Raw genomic sequence first — 26285 nt, forward strand, 5'->3', positions numbered from 1 at the left:
CCAAATAGCCATTAAAATATTCAGGGTTTCCTTTTATGAAATCATGAATTAAATTCAGCACAACATGAAACGAAGAGATTTTATAAAAAATGCATCGTTAACCGGAGTTGGTTTAGCAATTGGCAGTTCTTTAATTAATTGTGATGAAGCCGTTTCTGATAAAACAACAGAACAAAACAATAAAGCTATCCATGATTTGTATGGCCTACCTTTAGTTGTTGCCACTTGGCATGTTAAAAATGCAACAGCCAAAGCCATGGAGATTTTACAAGCTGGCGGAAATGCGTTGGATGCCGTAGAACAAGGTTGCAGAGTTGAAGAAGCTAACGAAAAAGACCAAACTGTTGGCAAAGGTGGCTTGCCAGACAGGGAAGGTAATGTTACGCTCGACGCTAGTATAATGGACAAACATGGCAACTGTGGCTCGGTAGTGTATCTTCAAAATATTACGCATGCCGTTTCAGTCGCTAGAAAAGTGATGGAAGACACACCACATGTAATGCTCGCTGGCGAAGGGGCCAAACAATTTGCTATTTCTAAAGGTTTTGAACCTGAAGATTTATTAACAGAAGCCTCAAAAGACGCATGGGAAAAATGGAAGGTTGAAGCCAAATACAAACCCATTATTAATATTGAAAACCACGATACCATAGGAATGTTAGCCATTGATAAAAATGGTGATATTTCTGGTGCCTGTACCACTAGTGGATTAGCATATAAATTAGCAGGACGTGTTGGCGACTCTCCAATTATCGGTTCAGGATTATTTATAGATAATGAAATCGGTGGTTGTGTTGCCACTGGTTTAGGTGAAGAAGTTGTAAAAACCGTGGGTAGTTTTTTGGTTGTTGAATTGATGCGTCAAGGTAAATCACCTCAACAAGCATGCGAAGAAGCAATTAGTAGAATTGTGAATAAACCCAATAGTAATTATAAAAATTTTCAAGTCGGTTATGTTGCCGTTAATAAAAAAGGAGAAACGGGATGTTACTCAATTCATCAGTGGTTTAGCATAACTAAATATCAGGATGGAGTGAACGCGCAAATTCAATCTGATTATTATAATAAGGCCTAAAACCACTTTATAGTCAACCTAGCCAGCTTCTCTTTAAACCCTGTATAAGGAGGAAACAACAGCTCGGTAACTCCAAACGTATGTTGTTTCATTACTGAGCGTTCATTACTAAAAGCTTGAAATCCATAAAACCCATGGCTTTTACCAATACCACTATTATTAACCCCACCAAAAGGTAAATTATGGTTGGTATAATGCAATACACTATTATTAATACAGGTTCCTCCTGCCCTAGTGTTATTTAAAATCGTATTCGTATTCGTTTTACTTTTACTATATATATAAAGCGCCAATGGTCGTGGTTTAGAATTGATGTAGGCTACGGCCATATCTAAACTATCATAAGTTACAATCGGCAAAATTGGTCCAAAAATTTCGTCTTCGAGCAATTTAGCTTCTGGTTTTAAATCGGAAATGATGGTCGGTTCTATATATTTTGAAGCACTATCGGTTTGTCCACCCACTTCAAATTTAGCATCTAGTGCTTTTGCATTGTTGAGATAAGAACTTAAGCGCTCAAAATGTTTATCGGTAACGATTCTTCCATAAGAATCTGATGCTTTTGGATTATCGTTGTAAAATGTTTGAAGCCATTTTTTACAGGAATCTATAAATTGAGTTTTTACACTGGCATCAATTAAAACATAATCTGGAGACACGCAAATCTGTCCACAGTTCAGAAATTTAGCCCACATAATCTTTTTTGCTGCTTTATCTATATTTGCAGTTTTATCAATTAAGGTTGGAGACTTACCTCCTAATTCTAAGGTTACAGATGCTAAATGTTCCGATGCAGCTTTCATTACAACCTTCCCCACATTTGGAGAGCCTGTAAAAAAGATATGATTAAAAGGTAACTTTAATAATTGTGTAGAGACGTCAACTTCACCTTGTAGTACAGCAACTTCATCTTCAGTAAAAACATCTGCAACAATCTTAGCCATGAGATGAGACGAATTTGGTGTCATCTCAGAGGGTTTAATAATAACGGTATTACCAGCTGCAATTGCAGAGACTAAAGGCCCAAAGGTGAGATTGAAAGGAAAATTCCATGGAGAGATAATTAAACACACTCCTTTAGGTTCATACTTTATATAAGAACTAGAACCTAATAAAGACATCGGTGTGTCTACATTTTGTTTTCGCATCCATCTATGCAAATTCTGCTTAGCAAATTTTATATCACCAATTATAGCATAGATTTCTGTGAGCTCAGTTTCTACAACGGGCTTTCCTAAATCTTTTTGTAATGCATCTTGGATTTGAGTCCTATAAGTGACTTCAATAGCCTGTTGAAGTTTGTTTAAGGTTTTAAGCCTTTCCTTATAACTACGATTACCCACGGCGTATTGATTGATGCTTTGTTTTGAAAACAATTCATAATAGGGGTTATTCCTAAAATCATTCATAATTAATTATCTATTTACAAGTGTTTCAAGCATGTTTTGTGCATTTCGTCGATAAAATTTATTGAGAAGTGTTTTTCATCTTATAAAAAACGACGTTTAACTTTAATTGCAACGTATTTAAAGGGCTACCGACGCAAATAGTGCATTTCAACGATGCTTTTTGCTAGCGTTTACCACTTAACAGTTTATCGACATATTTCATCTAAAAATTTTATTCACACTAGATATCTTGCGTTTCTTTGACCCGAAGTTAAAACAAATATAGCTTCTTACGATTATGAAAAAAGGTTTATTCATCATATTATTCTTAACAATGTCTTTAGCAAGTTTCGCACAACAAGACGTAATAGTTAACAATGAAACTGAAGTTGTTGAAACCTCTAAAACCGTAAAATCTGAATCTAGTAGTGCTGCTATTTCTTCTGAAATTAAAGCTAAGGTTTTAAAAATGAATCGTAAAAAGAATAACGAAATTATCAGTATCAAAACTTTTAGAAAAAGTCTTCAAATTAGAGTTAAGACCGTAAAGCTTTGTTAATAAAATATTTAAAATGCTATTAACCATATAATGCTATTAACCATTTATTGTTAAAAAAAAGCCGAAACTCACGTTTCGGCTTTTTTATGTTTATATAATTACGAGTGGATTAATCCGCATAGTTTAACTCACCATTCGCTTCTTGCTCTTTAAATTTCTTTACCAATTCTAAAGCGTCAGGTATCACATCACTACATAATATAATAAGTGAGCCTTTGACAGCATTTCTAACGGCAAATTTAATCGCTTCTTTTTCTGATGGAATAATAGTCGTCTTCTTATTAGGATCTCGTTTCTTAATCCCATCATCTAGCATCTTAATCAATTCTTGTTCTGTTTTACCTCTTAAACGCTTGTCTTGTCTAATAATAATTTCATCAAACATGTCGGCAGCAATAGCTCCCATTTCATTGTTATCTTCTACACGTCTGTCTCCAATGCCTGCAATGATACCTACTTTTACGGTCGCTTCAAGTTCATTCGTAAACGCTTGCAAGGCTCGCATTCCTGCTGGATTATGAGCATAATCGAGTAAAATAGTAAAGTCTTTAAATTCAAATAAATTTAAACGTCCAGGTGTTTGAGATGCGGAAGGTATAAAGGTTTCCAAACCTGCCTTCATATCTTCAATACTAATACCTTGTACATGTGCTCCTAAAACGGCTGCTAGTACATTCTGAATCATGAATTTTGCTTTCCCACCATAGGTCAACGGAATATTTTCAGCCTTCATTAAGCGCATTTTCCATTCTCCTCTACATATGGTTACGTAACCATTTTCATAAACTGCAGTAATACCATTTAAGCGTTGTAAAGCCTTAATATGCGGATTGTTTTCATCCATAGAAAATAACGCGACATTACAATCTAAACTACGACGCATATCATACACCAAAGGATCATCTGCATTTAAAATAGCGTAGCCATCTGGTAAAACCGTTTCTGGCACGACTCCTTTTACTTTGGCCAATTGCTCTATGGTGTGAATGCCTTTTAAACCTAAATGATCTGCTGCAACATTGGTTACAATAGCGACATCACATTTTTTAAAGCCTAAACCAGCTCTGAGTAAGCCACCACGTGCACATTCTAAAACGGCAAAATTCACGGTAGGATCCTTTAATACAAATTCTGCACTTGCAGGCCCCGTACAATCGCCCGTCATTAATAAACGGTTCTGAATATAAACACCATCACTAGTGGTATAACCCACTCGATAGCCATTCATCTTGGCTATATGAGCCATTAATCTAGACGTCGTTGTTTTTCCGTTAGTTCCTGTAATGGCAATAATTGGAATACGCCCTGTGTCTCCTTTGTTTGGAAATAATTTATCAATTACCGGAGCGGCTACATTTCTTGGCAATCCAGATGTTGGTGCTAAGTGCATTCTAAATCCAGGACCTGCATTAACTTCTAAAACAGCTCCTCCGGTTTCGGATAAAGGCTGTGAAATATCAGTGGTCATAATATCAATACCACAAATATCTAAATCAATAATTTTAGAAATACGCTCTGCCATACTTACGTTTGCAGGATGTATAATGTCGGTAATATCTTCTGCGGTTCCTCCTGTACTTAAATTGGCGGTGTCTTTTAATATTAGACGTTCACCTTCTGCAATGACAGATTCTAAAGTATAACCAGCATCTTTTATAATGGTTAGTGTTAATTCGTTCGTAGTGATTTTTGTCAATACATTTTCATGTCCAAAGCCACGACGCGGATCACTATTCACTTTATCCATTAATTCTTGAACTGTAGATGTCCCATCTCCAATCACATGTGCAGGAGTTCTAATCGCTCCAGCGACTAACTTATTATTAATGACCAGTAATCTATAATCTTGACCAACAATAAACTTTTCAACGATAATCGCTCCACTTTTAGAACTTTCTTTCGCATGGTGAAAAGCCGCTAGTGCATCCTCATAATTTTGAATATCTACAGTAATCCCACGACCATGATTACCATCAATGGGCTTAATTACCAAAGGATAACCAACATAATCACAAGCCTCTTGTAAACTACGTTCACGACGAATAATATCTCCACGCGGTACTTCAACCTCAGCTTGTTCTAATAAAAACTTAGTATCTTCTTTATCGCAAGCCAATTCTACTCCAATACTACTCGTTTCAGACGTTACGGTGGCTTGAATTCGTTTCTGATTCGCACCATAACCCAACTGACAAAGCGAATATTTATTAAGACGAATCCAAGGAATACCGCGCGCTTCGGCTTCTTCAACAATAGACCCTGTACTCGGACCTAAACGATCGGCTTCACGCAATTCTCTCATTTCCTGAATATCATCAGTCAAGTCGTAGGCTTCACCTGCAATTAAGGCTTCACATATTCTCACTGCCGATTTAGCTGCAAAACGCCCAACGGATTCTTCCATATATGAAAAAACAACGCTATACACACCTTTTTCGCCATAACCTCTAGTACGACCAAAGCCCGTATCCATTCCTGCAAGGGTTTGAATCTCTAAAGCAATATGCTCTATAATATGACCCATCCAAGTCCCATCATCAACGCGCATAAAAAAACCACCTTCACAACCTTCAGAACAGCGGTGCGAATACATTGTAGGAAACATGGTTTTTAATCGCTCTGGAAAACCTTCAATTTTATTAGAAGGTAATTCTTCCATCTCTTCAAGATCGAGAACCATTACAATTAATTTATGTCGTCTTACAGACCAGTAATTAGGTCCTCTCATCGCATTAATTTCGCGTATTTTCATGTTCGTTGGTTTGTTTTAGTTATTGAAAGATTCTAAATATAGTATTTTTCACTAAAAAAAATGGCTTATTTTTGGGCAATATTTTTAGATACAAATTATGCAGAAGATAAAGGGAACTTTAATACCTATTGGAGGAAATGAAGATAAAGGGATTGAAGAAAGTGAAATCTACACACTAGAGTTTATTGACGAAGGTATTTTGTACCACGTTGTTAAAGAAGCTGGAGGAGTTGATGCCAAAATTGTGGTGATACCAACAGCATCTAGTATTCCTGTTGAAGTAGGTGAAAATTATCTAACAGCTTTTTCAACTTTAGGTTGTAAAAACGTTACCGTTTTAGACATTCGTTCTAAAGAAGATTCTGAAACGGAACACGCCATTGAACTTATAAAAAGTGCTAACTGCGTTATGTTTTCTGGTGGTGATCAATCTAAGATCACCGATAAAATTTGCGGAACTATAATACACACCATTCTGGCGGAACGCTTCGTTAATGAAGCTGGTTTTGTTATTGCGGGCACAAGTGCTGGCGCCATGGCAATGGCCAACGAAATGATTGCTGGCGGAAGTGCTTCGGAATCGTTTATTAAAGGTGCCGTGAATATGTATAAAGGTTTAGGCTTGATTCCTGAATTGATTATAGACACCCACTTTATACGTCGTGGTCGCTTTGGAAGACAGTCTGAAGCTGTTGCTAAATTCCCGAATCTTATTGGGTTTGGACTAGCTGAAGATACAGGCATGATTATTAAAAACGGAAATGATTGTACGGTTATTGGCTCTGGAATGGTCATTGTTTTTGATGGAAGCACATTAACGCATAACAATGAAAAAATATTAGAAGAAGGAACGCCAATGACTATGGCAAACCTTACGATTCATGTATTATCTAACGGAGATGAGTACAGTATTAAAACTCGAAAAGTAAAAGTGTTGCCTATTGAAGCTCCTTTCATCTAACACACACACATCCCTTTGAAAAAAGGGATCTCATTACTATATACTAGATTTTACTGATTTATAAAAACGTTTCCCAAAATCACACTTCGCGTCTTAGCGCCTTTGCGAGAATATTTCACAGAGATACACAGCGGTTACACAGAGAGAAAGACATCAACAAAAAACAAATTCCAAAAAGTTTTTAAACAACCACACTTTGCGTCTTCGCGGCTTTGCGAGAATATTTCACAGAGATAAACAGAGGTTTCACAGAGATACACAGAGAGAAAGACATCAACAAAAAACAAATTCCAAAAAGTTTTTAAACAACCACACTTTGCGTCTTAGCGCCTTTGCGAGAATATTTCACAGAGATAAACAGAGGTTTCACGGAGATACACAGAGAGAAAGATCTCAAGAACAAAACTAAACAACAAGCAACCACACTTCCCGCCTTTGCGCCTTTGCAAGAAAATCACACAGATTTCATAAACTTACACAAACACCCATTGGAAGCAATATCTTAATCGTTTTCAACCTTGAAACTATGAAACCTTGACACCTTGAGACTTTGAAACTATACAACTCTGAGACTTTGAAACCTTGAAACTTTGAAACCTCACAAACCTATCCATAAATAGAAACATCATCAATCCCATCAGAAGATTTCTGCCCTCTGTACATCCCTTCGGTATTAAATGGCATCGCAATGTTCCCTTTCGTATCCACAGCAATTAAACCGCCATCACCTCCAATTTCGAGGATTCTTTTATGGATGACTTCACTTGAAGCGTCTTTTACGGACATGCCTTTGTGCTCCATTAAACAAGCCACATCATAAGCCACCACACCACGAATAAAAAACTCACCGCTTCCGGTACAACTAATAGCACAGGTTTTATTATTGGCATAATTTCCGGCACCAATCATTGGTGAATCGCCTACACGTCCCCATTTTTTATTGGTCATACCACCTGTTGATGTTGCTGCTGCAATGTTTCCATCTTTATCGCAAGCAACCGCTCCAACAGTTCCGAATTTTGAATCTTTCTTCTTAGCATGATCTAACTGAAAACTATCGGTATCCTTAATCTCTAACCATTGGTTGTGTCGAAACTCATCATAAAAATAAGACGCATCTTCCAACTTATAATTGAGTTCTTTCGCAAACTGCATTGCTCCGTCTCCGGCTAAAAACACATGCTCGCTTTTTTCCATGACGTCACGCGCCAAAGACACGGGATTTTTAATTCCTGTAATTAAACTCACGCCTCCTGCATTCAAGGTTTTACCATCCATGATACTGGCATCCATTTCATGCGTTTCAGTAGCTGTAAATACAGAGCCTTTTCCGGCATTGAATAAATGAGAGTCTTCTAATAATTTAACCGCAACTTCAACAGCTTCAACAGCGGTTTTTCCCGCTTCTAAAACTTTGTATCCTGAGTCTAACGCTAATTGTAATGCTGATTTATACTGTGCTTCTAATTCTGGAGTCATCATCCCTTTGACTAAAGTTCCTGCGCCTCCGTGAATGGCTATTGAGAATGTTTTCATGGGTATCATTTAAGTTTGGAAAATTACAAATTGCTTTTTAAATAAACGCTTTAGTTTTTGTAATTTGCAGGCTATTGTTTTACTTAAACTAAGCAATTGTATTCCACTGTCATTTCGAGCGCAGTCGAGAACTTAAAACCTAGTGTTTTAATGAGCTTTCGACAACATTCAAAGTGACATTAATTTTCAAATTAACGCAATATCATTTTTTTGTTTAGGTTAGCTTATACGAAAAATGATGATTTTTTTAGATGATGCGAGAAAGAAAAATTAAACATAGCCATAGCTACGTTTCATTTTTATTTTGAAGCAGAAATGAAAAAAGAGCATTTTGCAAAGCTCACTTAAATAAAATATGATATAAAATGTCAGATCAAAAACGCCTATTTCTAGTTGATGCTTACGCTTTAATTTTCCGCGGGTATTATGCTTTTATAAAAAATCCAAGAATCAATTCTAAAGGGGAAGACACCTCAGCCATTATGGGCTTTATGAATTCACTTTTAGATGTCATTAAACGTGAACGACCAGATCATTTAGCTGTTTGTTTTGACAAAGGAGGTAGTGTAGACCGCGTGGAAATGTTCGAAGCCTATAAAGCCAACAGAGACGCCACACCAGAAGGCATTAAAACAGCCATTCCGCATATTTGTAATATTCTTGAAGCCATGCACATTCCAATCATGGTAAAAGAAGGATACGAGGCTGATGACGTCATTGGTACCTTAGCTAAAAAAGCCGAAAAAGAAGGTTATAAAACCTTTATGGTAACTCCAGATAAGGATTTTGCACAACTCGTTTCAGAAAACATTTTTATGTACCGACCTGTCTTTGGAGGTGGTTACGAAACTTGGGGCATCCCAGAAGTACAAAAGAAATTTGAAGTTACCGATCCACTACAAGTCATTGACTTTTTAGGGATGATGGGAGATGCTTCTGATAATATTCCTGGACTACCTGGTGTTGGCGAAAAAACAGCTAAGAAATTTTTAGCGGCTTACGGCAGCATGGAAAACCTTTTTGCAAATTCACATGAGCTAAAAGGGAAGATGAAAGAAAAGATTGAAGCCAATCAAGAACTCGGTTTATTATCAAAACAACTCGCTACCATTATGCTCGACGTCCCTGTAGAGTTTAATGAAAAAGATTTTGAAATGTCAGAACCTGATATTCCAAAAGTGACTGAAATTTTTCAAGAATTAGAATTTAGACGTCTCATTGATAATTTTAATAAAACCTTTTCTGCTGAAGCTATGCAATCTGCTGGAACTTCAACTCCAACCTCTGATAAAAAGGAAGCTCCCAAAACAACACCTACTGAAGAAAAATCTGCCGGAGCTGGTCAATTCTCCTTATTTGGTGGTGCAGAACCATCAGCAACGGAAGCTGTATCTGAATTTACGCGTAAAACAGCTGAAACCACATCCCATTTTTATCAAAGTGTAGCATCGGGAATGGCAACCAAGCTCTTCGTTAATAATTTAATGAGTCAGACCTCGGTGTGCTTCGATACCGAAACCACAGGCTTAAATGCATTAACCGCAGAATTAGTCGGGATTGCATTTTCTTGGGAAGTTGGCAAAGGATTTTATGTCCCATTTCCAGAAGATAGAAATGAAGCGCAAGAATTAATTGAAACCTTCAGACCATTTTTCGAAAATGAAACCATCGAAAAAATCGGTCAGAACTTAAAATACGACATCAAAGTATTAGCCAAATACAATATCGATGTTAAAGGCAAACTCTTCGATACCATGTTAGCGCATTATTTAATTAATGCAGACATGCGTCACAATATGGACATCTTAGCAGAAACCTATTTAAACTATACACCAATTTCTATTACAGAGCTTATTGGTAAAAAAGGAAAGAATCAATTGTTTATGCGCGATGTGCCGTTAGAAAAACTAACAGAATACGCTGTAGAAGATGCCGATATTACCTTACAGTTAAAAGAACATTTCACAACGGAATTAGGCGAAGCTAATACTCAAAAATTATTCGATGAGATTGAAATTCCGCTACTACGTGTCTTAGCAGCTATGGAATTAGAAGGGATTAACCTTGATAAAGACTTTCTAGCCTCCTTATCTGAAGACCTAAATAACGACATCGCAACGCTCGAACAAGAAATCTACGCAACAGCAGGCGAGGAATTCAACATTGCTTCACCAAAGCAGTTAGGGATTGTGTTGTTTGAAAACATGAAATTGGTCGATAAACCAAAGAAAACCAAAACAGGTCAATATGCTACTGGCGAAGATATCTTATCCTATTTAGCAAAAGACCATGATATCATTCAGAAAATATTAGATTTTAGAGGCCTTTCAAAATTAAAGAGCACCTATGTAGATGCTTTGCCTTTACAAGTAGAATCATCAACAGGTCGTGTGCATACCGATTACATGCAAACTGTGGCAGCAACTGGGCGTTTAAGTAGTAACAATCCTAATTTACAGAATATTCCAATTCGTACCGAACGTGGTCGTCAAGTGCGTAAAGCCTTTGTGCCAAGAAACGAAGAGTACATCTTACTCGCTGCCGATTATTCGCAAATAGAATTACGAATCATTGCTGCTTTAAGTGAAGAAGAAACCATGATAGAAGCCTTTAAAAATGGTGAAGATATTCATGCTTCAACCGCATCCAAAGTATTTAATGTGCCATTGGCTGAAGTCACCAGAGAACAACGTAGCAATGCCAAAACCGTCAATTTCGGAATCATCTATGGTGTGTCTGCCTTTGGGTTAAGTAACCAAACCGATTTATCGCGTGGTGAAGCCAAAGAACTCATTGACACCTATTACGAAACCTATCCAAAATTAAAAGCCTACATGAGTAAGCAAGTCGATTTTGCTAGAGATCATGGCTATGTCTCTACCGTTTTGGGTCGTCGTCGTTATTTAAAAGACATCAACTCGCGTAACGCTGTGGTGAGAGGTGCCGCAGAACGAAATGCCGTTAACGCACCCATACAAGGAAGTGCGGCCGATATCATTAAAATTGCGATGATTAATATTTATAACAAGCTAGAAGCTGGTAATTATAAATCGAAGATGCTCTTACAAGTACATGATGAATTGGTCTTTGACATCTACAAACCAGAACTCGAAGAACTCACCACCTTAATTAAAACCGAAATGGAAAGTGCATTTATTATGGATGTGCCTTTAGATGTTGAGGTGGATACTGGTGTTAATTGGTTGGAGGCGCATTGATATGAAAACAATTCCTGTTACTTGTGCCATTATTCAATTTGGCAGTAAAGTTTTAGCTATTCAACGAAGTGAAACAATGAAACTTCCGTTAAAATGGGAATTTGCTGGAGGAAAAATTGAACCTGGTGAATCTGAAATTGAATGTGTTAAAAGAGAAATATTTGAGGAATTGAATATTCATATTGAAGTCAAAGAAAGGTTAAATCCTGTTATTCATCAATACCCAGATTTTAAAATAAAATTGATTCCATTTACTGCGGACTATGTTTCAGGAGAGCTGAAGCTTAAAGAACATTCCGATTATGTATTAGCAAATAAACAAGAATTGATTAATTTAGATTGGGCAGAAGCTGATTTACCAATTTTAAAAGAATATTTAAAAGCTTAAAATAATTCTTCGATTCCTATCTCCTTCAAATAATTATAAGTCCCTTCATAAAATTTATTTGGTCTTGTATGGTCACTATCTGAACCTTTTGGAATGAAAATAATCATACCTTGTCTTGCTCTGGTTAACAAAACGCGGTAAGTATTTTTTAAGTAGCTCTTACTTACCTCCTGGTTTATATTTTGCCATTTACTTCCTTTGAAGTTTTGGTAATTCCATCTATCTCCATTTAAATGAAAATTTGCGCCCCAAATTAAACAAGTTCTATCTATTTCTAAACCCTGAATATCAAACTCAGTTGCGATATCTTCATGAAAATATGAAGACCTAATATCCTCACTTGAATTTAAAAACCAATAAGGTGCGGATATTTCATTTTTCACATTATAGCCTATAGCTTTCAACCTTCTAGCACCCGAAGAGGCAATTAGACCAGTTCTTTCTGTTCCCTTACTTTCTTTTCTCAACCAATTTTTAGCTATTTCCATATCTCTAGTTAGAAATATAGGAAATGATTTTTTAACTTCTGAATATATCTTTTTCGTATTATCTAAATTCAATTCTAATAGTTCATGTACAAAAGCAGATACCTGTTCTGACCTGAAAGAGCGTACTGAAACTGATAAATGTAAATCTGTTTCAGAAGTTCCATTTTCAATTAGCCATTTTCTTTGAGTTACACTTTTAATATAATTAGGACTATTAATTATTGTATTTGAAAAATGAATCTCCCAATCTTTATAGTTCTCTTCAAATGCATTAATCCACTCTTCTAAACCTGCTTCACCTGTATTTATCTCTTGTCCTCCTCCAATTAAACAAACTATTGTACACCAATCTTCATGACGATTCATTACATCAATTAGGAATTCAGGTTCAGACATAGCAAAATTTTCTATGCCCTTTTTTCTTTTCATAAAAGAGCTAACCTGCTTTTTAGTCCATGCTCTTTGAGCTTCATCAAAAACAACAACTTTTTCTGTTGGTTCAACATTATGTTTTAAATATTCATCTCTAAAATGATGAATGTTTTGAATAAATGTACTCGTTCTTCTTTTTGCATTTTCCTTAGTTACTTTTTCTCCATTCTCTAACGATGTTAAAACAAAATCTCTTGCTAAAGCCTCTCTTAATACCTCTACTAACGGACCATTTCCTGAAAGAAAAACAGCATGTTCATCTTCATCAGCAAGCATTCTTTCATTTGCAATGCTTAAACCCGCTAAAGTCTTTCCTGCTCCAGGCACTCCTGTTATAAAACAAATTGATTTTTTGTGGTTTCGTTTGGAATTTTCAATAACTCCATTTATATAATTAGAAGTTTTATTAAGATTTATTTTACCTGAGTCATGTCTAGATATTTCTTCAACCTTATGTCCTTTATACAAAGCTTGCGCAGCCTCAACAATTGTCGGAGTAGGTTTATAAATTGAATTTTGCCATTCATCTATATTGATTCTCTCTTTAGAGTGCAAAAGAAATTTTTCTATATTATCTTTTATACCTGATTTATTACATTTTGCAACTTGCCGATGCTCTAAGACTTCATTTATATTTATAGAACTATTATCAGCATTAGTAGCGACCAATAACGGTATCAATTTCACAAAATGACTTCCTTCATGGAAATTTTTCAAATCTAAACAATAGTCAATTACTTGTAATTCGGCATGTTTACCATATGTATCATCACCAATTTTAAATTCAACAACAAAAACGCAATCATCAACAATAATTATGTTATCTACTCTCTTTCCCATTCTTGGAATTTGAAATTCAAAATAAATTGAACCATCTATTCCATTCAATTCATCTTTAAGAATTTCAATCTGTTTTACCCAAGCATTCTTTTGTAAGTCCTCTAATGAACGATTTGTATGATTTAAGCTTAAGTATCCTAAAATTGAACTTAAGTCCTCTTTAATAAAACTTGAAATCGTATTACTATAATAAGCTCTACCCATCTAATTATCAGTCTTTAGTTCATAATCTTGATGGTTTAATTTTGGATTCTGATTTTTGAAGTTTACTAAATCAGAAATATCCATTTCAAAGGCTTTTGAAAATACAGCAATATTGGTAAGAGATATATTTCTCTCACCTCTTTCAATCATTCCAATATATGTACGATGAAATCCTGTTTTAAAAGAAAGCTGTTCTTGGCTCAACTGTTCTTGTGTTCTTAAGTATCGAATTCTAGCCCCAAATTCTTTTAAAAGAAACTTATTTACCATTTATCGAAACTATACTTATTGTATGCGTAAATCAACATACAATAAGTATCATTTTGTTATATTTGATTTTAATAAGATGATTAAATTGTTATGACTCGGTACGCAAGAAAATGTAGTGTTGACGGCAAAGGAATGAACTCAGGATTTCTATTTGAGAATGAAATGTATTATTGCAAAAATGAAGAGCAAGCAAAAGAATATGTAGAATCTTTAGGCTTAAATTGGGTAAAAGAATTAAAAACTATTCATACAAAAAAAGAGTGGTTCTACTATACCGAATGGGAAGAAATTGATGAAGATGAATTCTTTGATTCTCATGGAAACACTTATAAACTGTGTCTCAATTGCAGAAAAGCCGTGAGGGTATATACGGATTTTAACATGTGTAAATGCGAAAATCACCTCTAAAGTTCATACATTTATTTAAATTAATTTCAGCTTTTTACACCCCTAAAGTCCCCTCTAGGGGACAATCTAGACCAAGAAACTTTTGTGTAAAAATTAGTTTTTATTGATACCATTCATAATATACAATTTTATGAATAACATGTTTTCCTTAAACAAATTTCCCCTTGAGGATTATTAAGGTGAAAGAATTCTTTTATCAAAAATACCGAGCGTAGCGCATTAGCGAAGTTTTAGAAATTACACATAATTCCGCATCCTATTCTAAACAACTAGCAACACTTTAAATCACACCAATTTATCAAAAAACACCAAACAAAAAAAAGCCTCAATTATAAAATAATCAAGGCCATTTCAATAAGATTTACGTAACGCTATTTTTTCAAAAGCTTATCTGTATGGGTCTTACCATCTGTGGTAACAATAGTTAACATATAAACGCCACCAGAAAGACGACTAACATCTAATGCATCTACAGAAGTACGTTCCATTAATTGCTGTCCATTTAAATTATAAACAGACACCTGTGCAATCTGCGCTCTCTGAATACCTGTAATTTGTAATTCATCAGTAACCGGATTTGGATAGATACGCAATGTTGAACCATCAGCAACATCAGTAACACCTAAGGTACCCGTTTCAAAACTAAAATTATCGTAATAAGCATCACCACCATAATTGTTATGCAACATATTAAAACCTACAATATCAACAGACGTAAAATTGCTACGTGTATGTGCCAAAACATCATTTAAGTAATACTTTAATTCTGTGGCAGTCACTTCAATTTTAACATGTAACCAAGTATTTGGAGTCCATTCTGCTCCGTCAATATAGGCAGCCGTATAATTAATGTCATCTATGGTATAAATAAATCCTCTATATTCCATAGCAATGCCTGCTACAGGAACAAAATCATCATTAGCATCAATACCAAAAAGCGTCATTTCAAAATCCGCTCCATTACTTTCTGTTACCATAACATCATACGAAAATGTAAAATCCTCAAATGACTTTGGTGTATTAAAACTCTTAACTGCACCAAAGATTGGCAACCATTGCGCATCAAAACCAGATTCATAAGAATTTTTAAAAGCATAAGTACCATCTGAAGACTCCTCATCAGACACGACTTGATTCTGAAGAAAAGCACCTTCGCTTCCTTCAGTAACTTCCCAACCATTTTGATTGTTTAGTGTTCCTAAAGTATAAGATTCACTGGTTTCAAAGGAAATTGTTTCCTGACTAAATACACCTCCCGTAAGTAATAACATGAAGGCAATTGTGTAGTTTTTTATCATTTTTTATGTTGTTTAGAGCAATAAAAATAATATAAACACAATGAAAAAACCAAACAATTAACACTTGAAAGCCCCTAAATTCAGTAGTTAATTGAATTACTGACACCTATACCAATGATCTATTTAAGAAAGTAATAATTGCAATATGTTTTTACAGCATTAAAGCAGATTCTTAAGTCCTCTTATCGTGACATCTTCCAAAATATACCATCAGAAAACAAATCGAAAAGTGAGATTAATATAGATTAAAGTATGGGTTCACCCATAGCTCCTCCGTATCTCCTCCGTATGTACTCCGTATCTAAGTCGGGTATGCGTCGGGTAGAACCCAACTTAATATAAGCTAAAACTAAAAGAATAAATAATATAACCCACAAATCAGACTGAATTAAACAACTTAAGACTAACATAGCTTCCTCTTAGTACATCTCCCCAACACACTCACTAACACCCTTTAACAAACCTATATAAAATAAAAGCTTAAATTAGCAAGTGCGTAAATTTTGCACGCAACTATTGTTCTGTTTCAACCGTTTTGTGACTTTCTTAGGGATGAAGATCATAATTCTAGTAAGCTGTGGTTGATACTAGTCGTAATTGGTTAGAAGCACATTAAATATTATCACGTTATGAAGTACCGTTTTTTAATTTCCATTTTAATACTTAATTTTCTATTGACGTCTTGTAATGGAAATAAAACAAACCAACAGCGTATTGGTGCTGATGAGATTCAAAAAAACAACATATCAACTAGGGATCACCACGAATTCTCATTACAAGATTTTTATAATTATGATAGCAGGTTAGCTTATAAAACGGATAGTATTTTTAATACCATGTCCGACTCAGAGCGTGTTGCACAAATGATCGTAAGTTCTATTGGCGAGTTAGGTCATAGCTTAAGCAAAGCGAAACGTCTTGTTAAAAATAATAAAGTCGGAGGCTTTGTCATTTTAAAAGACACTAAAGAGGAGCACAAAAAGGCAATTGAAGAACTTAATTTAGCAGCTAAAAAGAATAAATCTCTCGGTCTTTTATTTAGTGCTGACGCTGAACCAAGTCTCTTAAATAGTCGCATTATAGGTTCTCAAACCGTAAAAAACACGATTGATATAAATTCCCTTTCAGAAGCGGATTCGGTCGCTAAAATAATAAGTAACGAATTAAAACATCTAGGAGTCCATCAAAATTATGCTCCCGTTTTGGATGTGAGCGAAAACAATTCAGCTATAAAAAACAGAAGCTTTGGTTCTAATCCCAAAGACGTTATCGATCTAAGTAATGCTTTTATAAAAAGTACTCAGAATGAAAATATAGTCGCAACGGTTAAACATTTTCCTGGTCATGGATTAGTTAAAGGAGACTCTCATTTTAATTCGGTTTATATTGATGGTGACTTATTAGAACTCGACAATTACAAACCCATAATTAACAACGATGTTATAAGTGTAATGGTGGCGCATATTTCAATTAAAAACAATCCAAAATACAATACGTTTAATGTTCCTGCATCGTGTTCAAAGAAGATAGTTACCGGACTTTTAAAAAACGAATTAAATTTTAAAGGCCTTGTCATTTCTGACGGAATGAAAATGAAAGCATTGCAACATATTCCGAACGCCACGCTTGAGGCGTCTAAAGCTGGCTGTGACATTATTTTAATACCTAAAGATGAAAAGGATACTGCTAAATTAATTCTACAGGAAATGAAGACGAATGCAGCCTATAAATCTCAAGTTTATGAATCTGTAATGAAAATAATTCGTTTAAAAATTTGTCTAGGAATTGCTTAAACAAAAAAACATGACTACCAGTTTAATAAAAAAAACACTGTGGATTATCTATGGCGCCGTTGCTTTAATTGCGATAGATTCGATTATAACATCCATTGTGTATTATATTTTTCATCTCACTATAGAAAACAACTATCAATTTTCCTCAAAAATAAAACTCTATATTTTTGGCGCTACACTCGGTTTATATTTGCTCTCTGCCTGCTTATTGGCGTTTTTTATTACAAAAAAATCACGATTAAAAAATTACAAGATAAAAGAACGTCTTCCTGTGTTACCCTTCTTAATAGCTATAAGTATTGCTATAACCCTCAAACCTTTAACACTCTATTTCTCTGAGAAAAAACTTGAAAATGCGCTTGATGATTTATCTAAAACCAATTACATGAGTTCTCTTAACCTCTCTAGTATTAACGAGTTTATTACAAATTCTATCTACATCTGTAAATGGTCCACAATCATCGTACTCGTTCTGTATCTATTTATTTTAAACAGTTATGCTAAGAAGCATTAAACTTTCAGTTTAACTAATAGTAACACGAGGACTTTAGTTAATTTCTATACCGTAAAAGGAATATTCACCCACATTACAATCACAGGTTAATTTAAAGCCAATACTCATAATCACAAAAATGATTAATGAGATAATTATGACTTTATTAGTAATCCTTTTAAAGCGCCATTTTATTTTACCAAAAAGATGAAGCATCATAACACATAGAAATAATACCAAGAAAATTACAATCGGTAATGTCTTCGTATTAGTCGTCATTATATTATATATATGACTATACTCCCCCATACACATATAGCCAAAAAACTTTATGATGATGCTAACTTCAGGTTGATATACATAGTAGTTTTGCGTTCTAAATTTGGCTAGTAAATCTTTAGTTTCACTTGCGTTTGAATCTATAGTATGACTTGTAATTTCATTATTAACTTGTTTTGCTAAAACGGACAGTACGACGCTTCCTTTCATAACATTGATAGTGTTTAAACTATCATTTTTCATATGCAAGGCGTTATCAAAGGCTATCGAATACTCTTTTATGGTGTACCCACTAAAATCAATATTCGTAATTTCAGTTAGATCGCTATAATCTATAGTCTTCTCAATATTTGAATCATTTTCTTGTCCAAAAAGGCACAATTGAAACACAACTAGTAGTTTAGCTAACCAGATTTTTGAATTTTTCAAATTAACGTTTTTATTTATCCGTATAAAAAACAATCAGACTAGAAGCTCTTTCAATTCTAGCAAGTTTAGTGGATGGATTTGGATTTAAATTTTCAAGATATGTTCCGTTATTTACATGCAATATATTTTTGCTCCCAGTATCTAGATTTAGTATAAAGTTTACATCGTAGTTTTCAGCTTTTAGGAGATTGAAAATATCTTGAGCCGCTTTTAGAATATAATCCTTGTTTTTAGTATCTATTATAAGGTTTTTTAGTTCCCCTTCTTTAGTGGCAATAACCAGAAATCGTCTTTCCTTACTATTAGAACCTACCAGAAGTGTTTTGAAATTTTCGTCTTCTGTTTTTAAATGGGAATAAACCAATTGTGTTTGAAACACTGAAAGGTTGTTCTCTTCAACCCTATTATAAAACACATAAGAATCTAAAGCATTTTCTCTGGGATTTAAATTAAGATGAGAATGATTAGATGCAATTATGGAATCACAATTTTTACTAGTAAAATCTAAATCGGTTATATCATTTGTGTTTATAAGGCCATCTGAATTAATAACCACTAGCCCATCCATAGTTTGATCTGGCATTTTATTAAGAAACTCTCCTTCGTATGCACAAAGCCCAATTGGAGTTCCGTTACTAAAAAAAGCTGAAGTAAAAGATGCTGAAGTGACTAATAAAACATCTTTGTTCTTTTCAAGATCTAAAAATTTATTATACGCATCTTTTACCAAATACTTAATTTTTACTTTTTTAGAATCTAAATGTGTATTACCAAATTCATACGACTGAAAATCATTGTCTGATAAACTGATTTTTTCTAACGCATTGTGACTTTCGCTTTGTGCTTCACTTAAATTTATAGTTCTCATCGAGAAAAATAAAACGAGAAAGACACAACATGATATAGTTATTACAATGAATGATTTCATAAGTAAGTTGATAATAATTTTTTCAAATCTAACTTTACTCAACGATTCACTATAAAAAAACGGCTAAAAGGAATATTAAAAAGATGAACATAACTTTTTATGGTTTTCAACTAAAAGTTTACATAACACATTAAGTATCAACATATGATAATAATCCTTTCGATTACAAGTTCACATATGGAGTGTATTAAGTATAAAACTGGCACAAATTAACGGATAGCCTATCCATGTCATTAAATGAGCAGAAGATATAAACTAAGAAAAGTTAGTTTTAATGAAGAAAAATAAAATCTCGACAATTAAGGCGATGATTAGCGATTACAAATCCAACCCTTTTAAACTCTCAACACGATTCCTAACCAAGAAATCATCTATAGTTTCAAAATGTTCAACGACGCGTTTTTCTTTAAATTCAAATACTTTATTAGATAGCCCTTGTAAAAAATCTCTATCGTGAGAAACAAGAATTAAAGTCCCATCAAAATTCTGTAAAGCTTCTTTTAAAACATCCTTTGATTTTAAATCTAAGTGATTGGTAGGCTCATCGAGAATTAATAAGTTAACAGGTTCTAATAAGAGTTTTACCATAGCTAATCTGGTTTTTTCTCCTCCAGATAATACGCTGACTTTTTTCTCAATATCATCTCCTCTAAACATAAAACCACCCAAAATACTTTTAATCTGAGTTCTTACATCTCCTTTAGCAACATCATCAACAGTTTGAAAAATGGTTAAGTCCTCATCTAGTAAACCTGCTTGATTCTGGGCAAAATAACCAACCTTAACATTATGACCTAAAGCACAAGTACCTTCCACATCAATTTCACCTAAAATGGCTTTAATCATGGTAGACTTCCCTTCTCCATTACGACCTACAAAGCACACCTTCTCTCCTCTTGCAATAGACATATTAGCATTTTTAAACACCACATGCTCGTCGTAAGATTTAGAAACATCCTTTACCGTCACCGGATAATCTCCAGATCGCTGTGTCGCTGGGAAACGTAATTTTAAAGCAGACGTATCAATCTCGTCAATCTCGATGATTTGTAATTTTTCGAGCATACGCTCACGAGAGGTTACTTGGTTGGTTTTAGAATACGTCCCTTTAAAACGCTCAATAAATTGCATGTTATCTGCAATAAATTTCTGTTGTTCTTGATAGGCCTTTACCTGATGCACACGTCGATCTTCTCGTAATTGAAGGTAATGTGTATAATTAGCTTTGTAATCGTAGATACGCCCCATTGTTACCTCAATCGTTCTATTGGTAATATTATCTACAAACGCTCTATCGTGAGAAATAACCACAACGGCATTGGCTTTATTCAGTAAAAAATCCTCTAACCAAATGACCGATTCTATATCAATATGGTTGGTTGGCTCATCTAATAGAATTAAATCTGGCTTTTGAAGTAAAATCTTAGCCAATTCTATTCGCATTCGGTAACCACCAGAAAACTCATTGGTTTGTCTTGAAAAATCGTCTTGTTTAAATCCTAAACCTTTAAGAGCTTTTTCGACTTCAGCATCGTAATTGACATCTTCGAGAGCATAATATTTTTCACCCAAATCCGAAACTCGCTCAATGATTTTCATGTACTCGTCAGATTCGTAATCGGTTCGCGTTTCCAATTGCTTGTTAAGGCCTTCCATTTCGTCACGCATTTCGTATACGTGCTTAAATGCTTTGGACGCTTCATCGAAAACAGTGGTATTATCTTCCGTTAGTAAATGCTGAGGCAAATACGCAATAATAGCATCTTTTGGACACCTCACATTACCACGAGTTGCACTTTGTACACCTGCAATAATTTTCATCATGGTAGACTTCCCTGCTCCATTTTTACCCATTAACGCAATTTTATCATTGGGATTAATCGTAAAAGACACATCACTAAAAAGGGTGTGACCACTAAATTCTACCGCTAAATTATCTACTGAAATCATGTTCTGAATTTTGAATTTGCAAAACTACTAAATGGAAAGTCATTATTTTTAATTGTGAATAAAATTATATAACGTTTTATTTCAGTTAATTCTGGTAGTATTTCAGTCAAGCCTTGTGACACTTTTAAACTAATTTTAAAATTAGATTATAAATAACGTTTAATATCACAATTATGATTATCACAAAAGTATTAGGATTAACAAGTGCACTTACAAGAAGCAAAAAAGCCAAAATTGCAATTTTAGGTTTAGAGATGGCCGTATTAGGCTATGCACTTTATCAGCAAAAACAGGAAAAGAAAAATAAGAGACTTAAATCTTAGTCGTATGAGATTTTGAAGTAATTTTGCAATCGGATTTTAAGATTATGAGTATTATTTCAAAAGATATATCAAAAGCGATTCAACTGTTAACAGCTGAAGACATTGTTGCTATTCCAACAGAGACTGTCTATGGCTTAGCAGGAAATATTTATAGCGAGAAAGCTATAAAAGCTATTTTTGAAACCAAGAAGCGCCCATTTTTTAATCCGCTTATTGTTCATATTCCTTCTATAGATAAGCTTTCCGACATCGTTGAATATATTCCTAAAAAAGCACAGTTATTAGCCGAAGCTTTTTGGCCAGGCCCCATAACTTTGGTTTTAAAAAAGAAAGCTATAATTCCAGATTTAATCACTGGTGGAAAAGATACAGTTGCGGTTCGTGTTCCAAATCATCCTATAACTTTAGAATTATTAAGACAATTACCATTTCCTTTAGCTGCACCAAGCGCCAATCCTTTTAGTAGCATTAGTCCAACGACAGCAGCACATGTAGAAACCTATTTTAAAGATACTATTAAAATGGTTTTAGATGGAGGGGCTTGTACAAGCGGCATAGAATCTACCATTATAGGTTTTGAAAATGACGACCCTATTATTTATAGATTAGGTTCAACAGCTTTAGAAGACATTGAAGCCATTGTTGGAAAAATTAAAATAAAAAACATGGCTACTGAGCGTAGTCAAAATAATAAAGAAATAAGTCCGGATGCTCCTGGTATGTTAGAGAGACACTATGCACCAAAGACGACGACGATCTTAACAGACAATATTCCAACCACATTAGATAAATATAAAGAGAAACGTATTGGACTCATAACGTTTCAATCTCAAATTGAAAATAACGCAATCGAAGTACAAATTGCGCTTTCAAAATCTGGCGACTTAGCCGAATCGGCTTCAAAACTTTACGATGTTCTACATCAGTTAGATAAAATGTATCTGGATGTTATTATTGCCGAAAAATTCCCAGATTATGGCTTAGGAAAATCTATAAATGATAGGCTCACTAGAGCTACAAAAAATTAATTTAAAGTGTCATTTTTGAAATCCTCTGATTTTCAGCAGAAAAATATATTAAGCAAGGTTTGGTAAATCAATAGTTTATCGTAAATTTGCAAACTCTTTTTTAAGAAGAGGAATGTTTAATCTTTTTGCGCTGTGAAGCGTAAATATAAATCAAATTAGTGTGGATACATTAAGCTACAAAACAGTTTCAGCAAACAAAGCTACCGTTAATAAGGAGTGGGTTTTAGTTGATGCTGAAGGACAAACTTTAGGTCGCTTAGCTTCGAGAGTAGCAATACTTTTAAGAGGTAAGCACAAGCCTAATTTTACGCCACACGTTGATTGCGGTGACAACGTAGTTGTTGTTAATGCAGAGAAAATCAACTTAACTGGTAACAAATGGACGGAAAAAAGTTACATCCGTCACACAGGTTATCCAGGTGGACAAAGAAGTCTGACAGCTACTGAATTATTTGGGAAAGACCCAAGTAGATTAGTAGAAAAGTCAGTAAAAGGAATGTTACCTAAAAACAAATTAGGAGCAGCCCTTTTTAGAAATTTAACAGTTGTTACTGGTACAGAGCATGCTCATGCAGCTCAAAAACCAAAAGCAATTAAATTAAACGAAATTAACTAATGGAAGTAATTCACAAAATCGGCCGTAGAAAGACGGCTGTTGCTCGTGTGTACCTTGCTGAAGGAAGTGGCAAAATCACGGTGAACAAAAAAGACATGGCGGATTATTTTACTACTGCAACATTGCAGTATAAAGTAAACCAACCTTTAGCCTTGACTAACAATGATGGCAACTTTGATATTACTGTTAACGTATATGGAGGTGGTATCACCGGCCAGGCAGAAGCAATACGTTTAGGCCTTTCTCGTATTATGTGCGAGATAGATCCTGAAAACAGACTAGTATTAAAGCCAGAAGGTCTATTAACTAGAGATCCACGTATGGTGGAAAGAAAGAAATTCGGACAAAAGAAAGCTCGAAAGAAATTCCAATTCTCGAAACGTTAATATCCAACAATTATTTTTTATTCAGAATCTGCTTCGGCAGATTCTGGATTATTATTTTTTATTGAAATTGAAAAGATCCTGAAATAAATTTGGGATTAAAGTTTAGCATCTAAATGAAGCCAACAGTAAATAGTGAAAACTATAAGCCAAATGGAACATTGCTAATTTAACAGAACGTAAACTATTACAAAATGGAAAAAGTAGAAGTAAAAGAATTACTTGAAGCAGGTGTACACTTCGGTCACCTTACACGTAAGTGGAACCCAAACATGGCTCCTTACATTTATATGGAACGTAACGGTATCCATATTATCAACCTTTACAAAACAGCAGCAAAAATTGAAGAAACTTCTGAAGCTTTAGCTAAAATAGCAGCATCAGGAAAGAAAATCTTATTCGTTGCGACTAAAAAACAAGCTAAAGACATCGTAGCTGAAAAAGCTGGTGCAGTTAACCAACCTTACATTACTGAGCGTTGGCCTGGTGGAATGTTAACTAACTTTGTTACAATCAGAAAAGCCGTAAAAAAAATGGCTTCTATTGATAGAATGAAGAAAGATGGTACATTCAACTCTTTATCTAAAAAAGAGCGTTTACAAGTAGATCGTCTACGTGCAAAATTAGAAAAGAATTTAGGTTCTATTTCTGATATGACACGTTTACCAGGTGCTATATTTGTTGTAGATATTATGCGTGAGCATATTGCAATTAAAGAAGCTCAGAAATTGAATATTCCAATTTTTGCAATGGTAGATACAAACTCAGATCCTCGTGAAGTTGATTATTTAATCCCTTCAAATGATGATGCTTCTAAATCTATAGACAAAGTCTTATCTATCGTAACTTCTGCTATTGCTGATGGTTTAAACGAAAGAAAAGCTGAACGTTCAGATAAAGAAGGTAAAGCTCAAAAAGGAGAAGCAAAAGCAAAGCCTGCTAAAAAAGCAGAAAAAGCTGTTGTATCTGAAGAAGAAGAATAAATAACATTTATACAATATTAAAAGTCATTTGGTTCTTTTCATTTTGAAAATTAATTAAATGACTTTTTAAATTTAAAAATTATGGAAAATACTGTAAAAATTACAGCAGCAGAAGTAAACAAGCTAAGACAAGCAACTGGTGCTGGGATGATGGATTGTAAAAAAGCCTTAGTTGAAGCTGGTGGAGATTTTGATAAAGCCATTGAAGTTTTACGTAAAAAAGGTCAAAAAGTTGCAGAAAAAAGAGCTGACAGAGATTCTTCTGAAGGTGCTGCAATCGCAAAAATTAATGCAGATAACACAGCAGGTGTTGCTATTGTATTAGGTTGTGAAACTGATTTTGTTGGTAAAAACGAAAACTTCGTAGCATTAGCTAATGACTTAGCTGATATCGCATTAAACCATGACACAAAAGAAGCATTTTTAGCTGCTGATTTTGGTGGTATGACTGTTGCAGAAAAATTAGTAGAACAAACTGGAGTTATCGGTGAGAAATTAGACATCACTGCTTTCGAAAAATTAGATGCTCCTTATGTTGGACAATATGTACACATCAACAAAATTGCTGCTTTAGTCGGTTTATCTGCTAAAGTCGATAACGTTGAGACTTTAGTTAAAGATGTTGCAATGCAAGTTGCTTCTATGGGAGCGTCATCATTATCTTACAAAGATTTTGACCCTGCTTTTATTGCTTCTGAAACTGAAGCGCGTATCGCTGTAATTGAAAAAGACAATATCGAATTAGGACGTTTAGGTAAAACCTTAAAGAATGTACCAAGTTACATCTCTATGGCTCAACTAACTCCTGAAGTTATTGCTGAAGCTGAAGAAGCTGCAAAAGCAGAATTAAAAGCTGAAGGTAAGCCAGAACAAATCTGGGATAGAATTTTACCTGGTAAAATGGAGCGTTTTATTTCTGATAACACAACTTTAGATCAAGAACAATGTTTATTAGATCAAAAGTTTATCAAAGACGAAAAGCAAACTGTTGCTGATTACGTTGCAACTTATGGTGACGTTACTGTTACTGGTTTTAAACGTGCTACAGTAGGATAATTAAGTCACTGCATAAGCAGAATCTACATATCTTTTAAAAGTCATTATCCATATTTTGGATAATGACTTTTTTTTTAGCGTTTTTTTCACTTTTACAGATGCTAATAATTACGTAGCTTTGCTCAACTTTTAAATCATCTATTGAAATGAGCCAAGATGATACTAATTTTACAATAGTAATTACTTGGCAGATTTCATACAGACTCA

Annotated in this window: 23 protein-coding genes; 14 read left to right on the forward strand and 9 right to left on the reverse strand. The window is 34.5% G+C overall.

Features of this window, described 5'->3' with window-relative positions; translation table 11 throughout:
- Nucleotides 1-64 precede the first annotated feature (64 nt).
- Nucleotides 65-1075 carry a glycosylasparaginase gene (locus tag BLT80_RS00285; protein WP_092465597.1) on the forward strand — a complete coding sequence of 337 codons (1011 nt, stop codon included), beginning with the start codon at nt 65-67 and terminating at the stop codon, nt 1073-1075.
- Here the strand turns inward: BLT80_RS00285 and BLT80_RS00290 are convergent.
- Nucleotides 1072-2484, reverse strand: coding sequence for an aldehyde dehydrogenase family protein (locus tag BLT80_RS00290; RefSeq protein WP_092465598.1), 1413 nt, complete (start codon nt 2482-2484; stop codon nt 1072-1074). The two genes, BLT80_RS00285 and BLT80_RS00290, sit on opposite strands and share 4 nt — an antisense overlap.
- Nucleotides 2485-2761: 277 nt before the next feature.
- Between BLT80_RS00290 and BLT80_RS00295 the strand changes: the two genes are divergently transcribed.
- The gene (locus tag BLT80_RS00295; RefSeq protein ID WP_092465599.1) at nt 2762-3022 is read left to right on the forward strand and encodes a hypothetical protein; all 261 of its coding nucleotides are present in this window, start codon (nt 2762-2764) and stop codon (nt 3020-3022) included.
- A gap of 109 nt (nt 3023-3131) precedes the next feature.
- Here the strand turns inward: BLT80_RS00295 and cphA are convergent, their stop codons facing one another.
- The gene (gene cphA / locus BLT80_RS00300) at nt 3132-5774 is read right to left on the reverse strand and encodes a cyanophycin synthetase (protein WP_092465600.1); all 2643 of its coding nucleotides are present in this window, start codon (nt 5772-5774) and stop codon (nt 3132-3134) included.
- A 97-nt stretch (nt 5775-5871) separates the two neighbouring features.
- On the opposite strand from cphA, the gene BLT80_RS00305 reads away from it, so the two are divergent.
- Nucleotides 5872-6735, forward strand: coding sequence for a cyanophycinase (locus BLT80_RS00305; protein WP_092465601.1), 864 nt, complete (start codon nt 5872-5874; stop codon nt 6733-6735).
- Nucleotides 6736-7341: 606 nt separating this feature from the next.
- On the opposite strand, the gene BLT80_RS00310 is transcribed toward BLT80_RS00305, so the two are convergent.
- Nucleotides 7342-8271: an isoaspartyl peptidase/L-asparaginase family protein gene (locus BLT80_RS00310; protein ID WP_092465602.1), complete on the reverse strand. Its 930-nt coding sequence runs from the start codon at nt 8269-8271 to the stop codon at nt 7342-7344.
- Between the two features lie 365 nt (nt 8272-8636).
- Between BLT80_RS00310 and polA the strand changes: the two genes are divergently transcribed.
- Both polA and BLT80_RS00320 read left to right on the forward strand, forming a co-directional pair.
- Nucleotides 8637-11489, forward strand: a complete 2853-nt coding sequence (gene polA / locus BLT80_RS00315) for a DNA polymerase I (RefSeq protein ID WP_092465603.1) — start codon at nt 8637-8639, stop codon at nt 11487-11489.
- A gap of 1 nt (nt 11490) precedes the next feature.
- A complete protein-coding gene (locus BLT80_RS00320; protein WP_092465604.1) occupies nt 11491-11877 on the forward strand; it encodes a (deoxy)nucleoside triphosphate pyrophosphohydrolase in 387 nt (128 codons plus the stop codon).
- Here BLT80_RS00320 and BLT80_RS00325 read toward each other — a convergent pair.
- The gene (locus tag BLT80_RS00325; RefSeq protein WP_092465605.1) at nt 11874-13841 is read right to left on the reverse strand and encodes a DUF2075 domain-containing protein; all 1968 of its coding nucleotides are present in this window, start codon (nt 13839-13841) and stop codon (nt 11874-11876) included. The two genes, BLT80_RS00320 and BLT80_RS00325, sit on opposite strands and share 4 nt — an antisense overlap.
- Nucleotides 13842-14111: a helix-turn-helix domain-containing protein gene (locus tag BLT80_RS00330; protein ID WP_092465606.1), complete on the reverse strand. Its 270-nt coding sequence runs from the start codon at nt 14109-14111 to the stop codon at nt 13842-13844.
- A 90-nt stretch (nt 14112-14201) separates the two neighbouring features.
- On the opposite strand from BLT80_RS00330, the gene BLT80_RS00335 reads away from it, so the two are divergent.
- Nucleotides 14202-14519, forward strand: coding sequence for a hypothetical protein (locus tag BLT80_RS00335; protein ID WP_092465607.1), 318 nt, complete (start codon nt 14202-14204; stop codon nt 14517-14519).
- Between the two features lie 371 nt (nt 14520-14890).
- Here BLT80_RS00335 and BLT80_RS00340 read toward each other — a convergent pair whose 3' ends face one another.
- Nucleotides 14891-15817: a T9SS type A sorting domain-containing protein gene (locus BLT80_RS00340; RefSeq protein WP_092465608.1), complete on the reverse strand. Its 927-nt coding sequence runs from the start codon at nt 15815-15817 to the stop codon at nt 14891-14893.
- A 629-nt stretch (nt 15818-16446) separates the two neighbouring features.
- On the opposite strand from BLT80_RS00340, the gene BLT80_RS00345 reads away from it, so the two are divergent.
- Entirely contained in the window at nt 16447-17610 is a 1164-nt protein-coding gene (locus tag BLT80_RS00345; RefSeq protein WP_092465609.1) for a glycoside hydrolase family 3 N-terminal domain-containing protein, read from the forward strand.
- 10 nt (nt 17611-17620) lie between these two features.
- Nucleotides 17621-18124 (forward strand): hypothetical protein, encoded by a 504-nt coding sequence (locus BLT80_RS00350; protein ID WP_092465610.1) that lies wholly within the window; start codon nt 17621-17623, stop codon nt 18122-18124.
- Between the two features lie 33 nt (nt 18125-18157).
- Here BLT80_RS00350 and BLT80_RS00355 read toward each other — a convergent pair whose 3' ends face one another.
- The 3 genes from BLT80_RS00355 to BLT80_RS00365 form a co-directional block, all read right to left on the reverse strand.
- Complete coding sequence (locus BLT80_RS00355) at nt 18158-18811, reverse strand: hypothetical protein (protein WP_139180991.1); 654 nt, start codon at nt 18809-18811, stop codon at nt 18158-18160.
- Between the two features lie 10 nt (nt 18812-18821).
- Nucleotides 18822-19679: a hypothetical protein gene (locus BLT80_RS00360; RefSeq protein ID WP_092465612.1), complete on the reverse strand. Its 858-nt coding sequence runs from the start codon at nt 19677-19679 to the stop codon at nt 18822-18824.
- 378 nt (nt 19680-20057) lie between these two features.
- Complete coding sequence (locus BLT80_RS00365) at nt 20058-21689, reverse strand: ABC-F family ATP-binding cassette domain-containing protein (protein ID WP_092465613.1); 1632 nt, start codon at nt 21687-21689, stop codon at nt 20058-20060.
- Between the two features lie 173 nt (nt 21690-21862).
- Between BLT80_RS00365 and BLT80_RS19940 the strand changes: the two genes are divergently transcribed.
- The 6 genes from BLT80_RS19940 to tsf all read left to right on the forward strand — a co-directional run bounded on the left by BLT80_RS19940 (nt 21863) and on the right by tsf (nt 26078).
- Nucleotides 21863-22012, forward strand: coding sequence for a hypothetical protein (locus BLT80_RS19940; protein WP_175455517.1), 150 nt, complete (start codon nt 21863-21865; stop codon nt 22010-22012).
- A gap of 44 nt (nt 22013-22056) precedes the next feature.
- The gene (locus BLT80_RS00370) at nt 22057-23040 is read left to right on the forward strand and encodes an L-threonylcarbamoyladenylate synthase (protein ID WP_092465614.1); all 984 of its coding nucleotides are present in this window, start codon (nt 22057-22059) and stop codon (nt 23038-23040) included.
- Between the two features lie 160 nt (nt 23041-23200).
- On the forward strand, nt 23201-23656 hold the full coding sequence (rplM, locus tag BLT80_RS00375) for a 50S ribosomal protein L13 (protein WP_092465615.1): 456 nt from the start codon (nt 23201-23203) through the stop codon (nt 23654-23656).
- Entirely contained in the window at nt 23656-24042 is a 387-nt protein-coding gene (gene rpsI / locus BLT80_RS00380) for a 30S ribosomal protein S9 (protein ID WP_092465616.1), read from the forward strand. The genes rplM and rpsI overlap by 1 nt, the downstream gene beginning before the upstream one ends.
- A gap of 191 nt (nt 24043-24233) precedes the next feature.
- Complete coding sequence (rpsB, locus tag BLT80_RS00385) at nt 24234-25022, forward strand: 30S ribosomal protein S2 (RefSeq protein ID WP_092465617.1); 789 nt, start codon at nt 24234-24236, stop codon at nt 25020-25022.
- A gap of 81 nt (nt 25023-25103) precedes the next feature.
- Nucleotides 25104-26078 carry a translation elongation factor Ts gene (tsf, locus tag BLT80_RS00390; RefSeq protein WP_092465618.1) on the forward strand — a complete coding sequence of 325 codons (975 nt, stop codon included), beginning with the start codon at nt 25104-25106 and terminating at the stop codon, nt 26076-26078.
- The last annotated feature ends 207 nt before the right edge of the window (nt 26079-26285 follow it).

It is taken from the genome of Winogradskyella thalassocola (assembly GCF_900099995.1).
Classification (GTDB): domain Bacteria; phylum Bacteroidota; class Bacteroidia; order Flavobacteriales; family Flavobacteriaceae; genus Winogradskyella; species Winogradskyella thalassocola.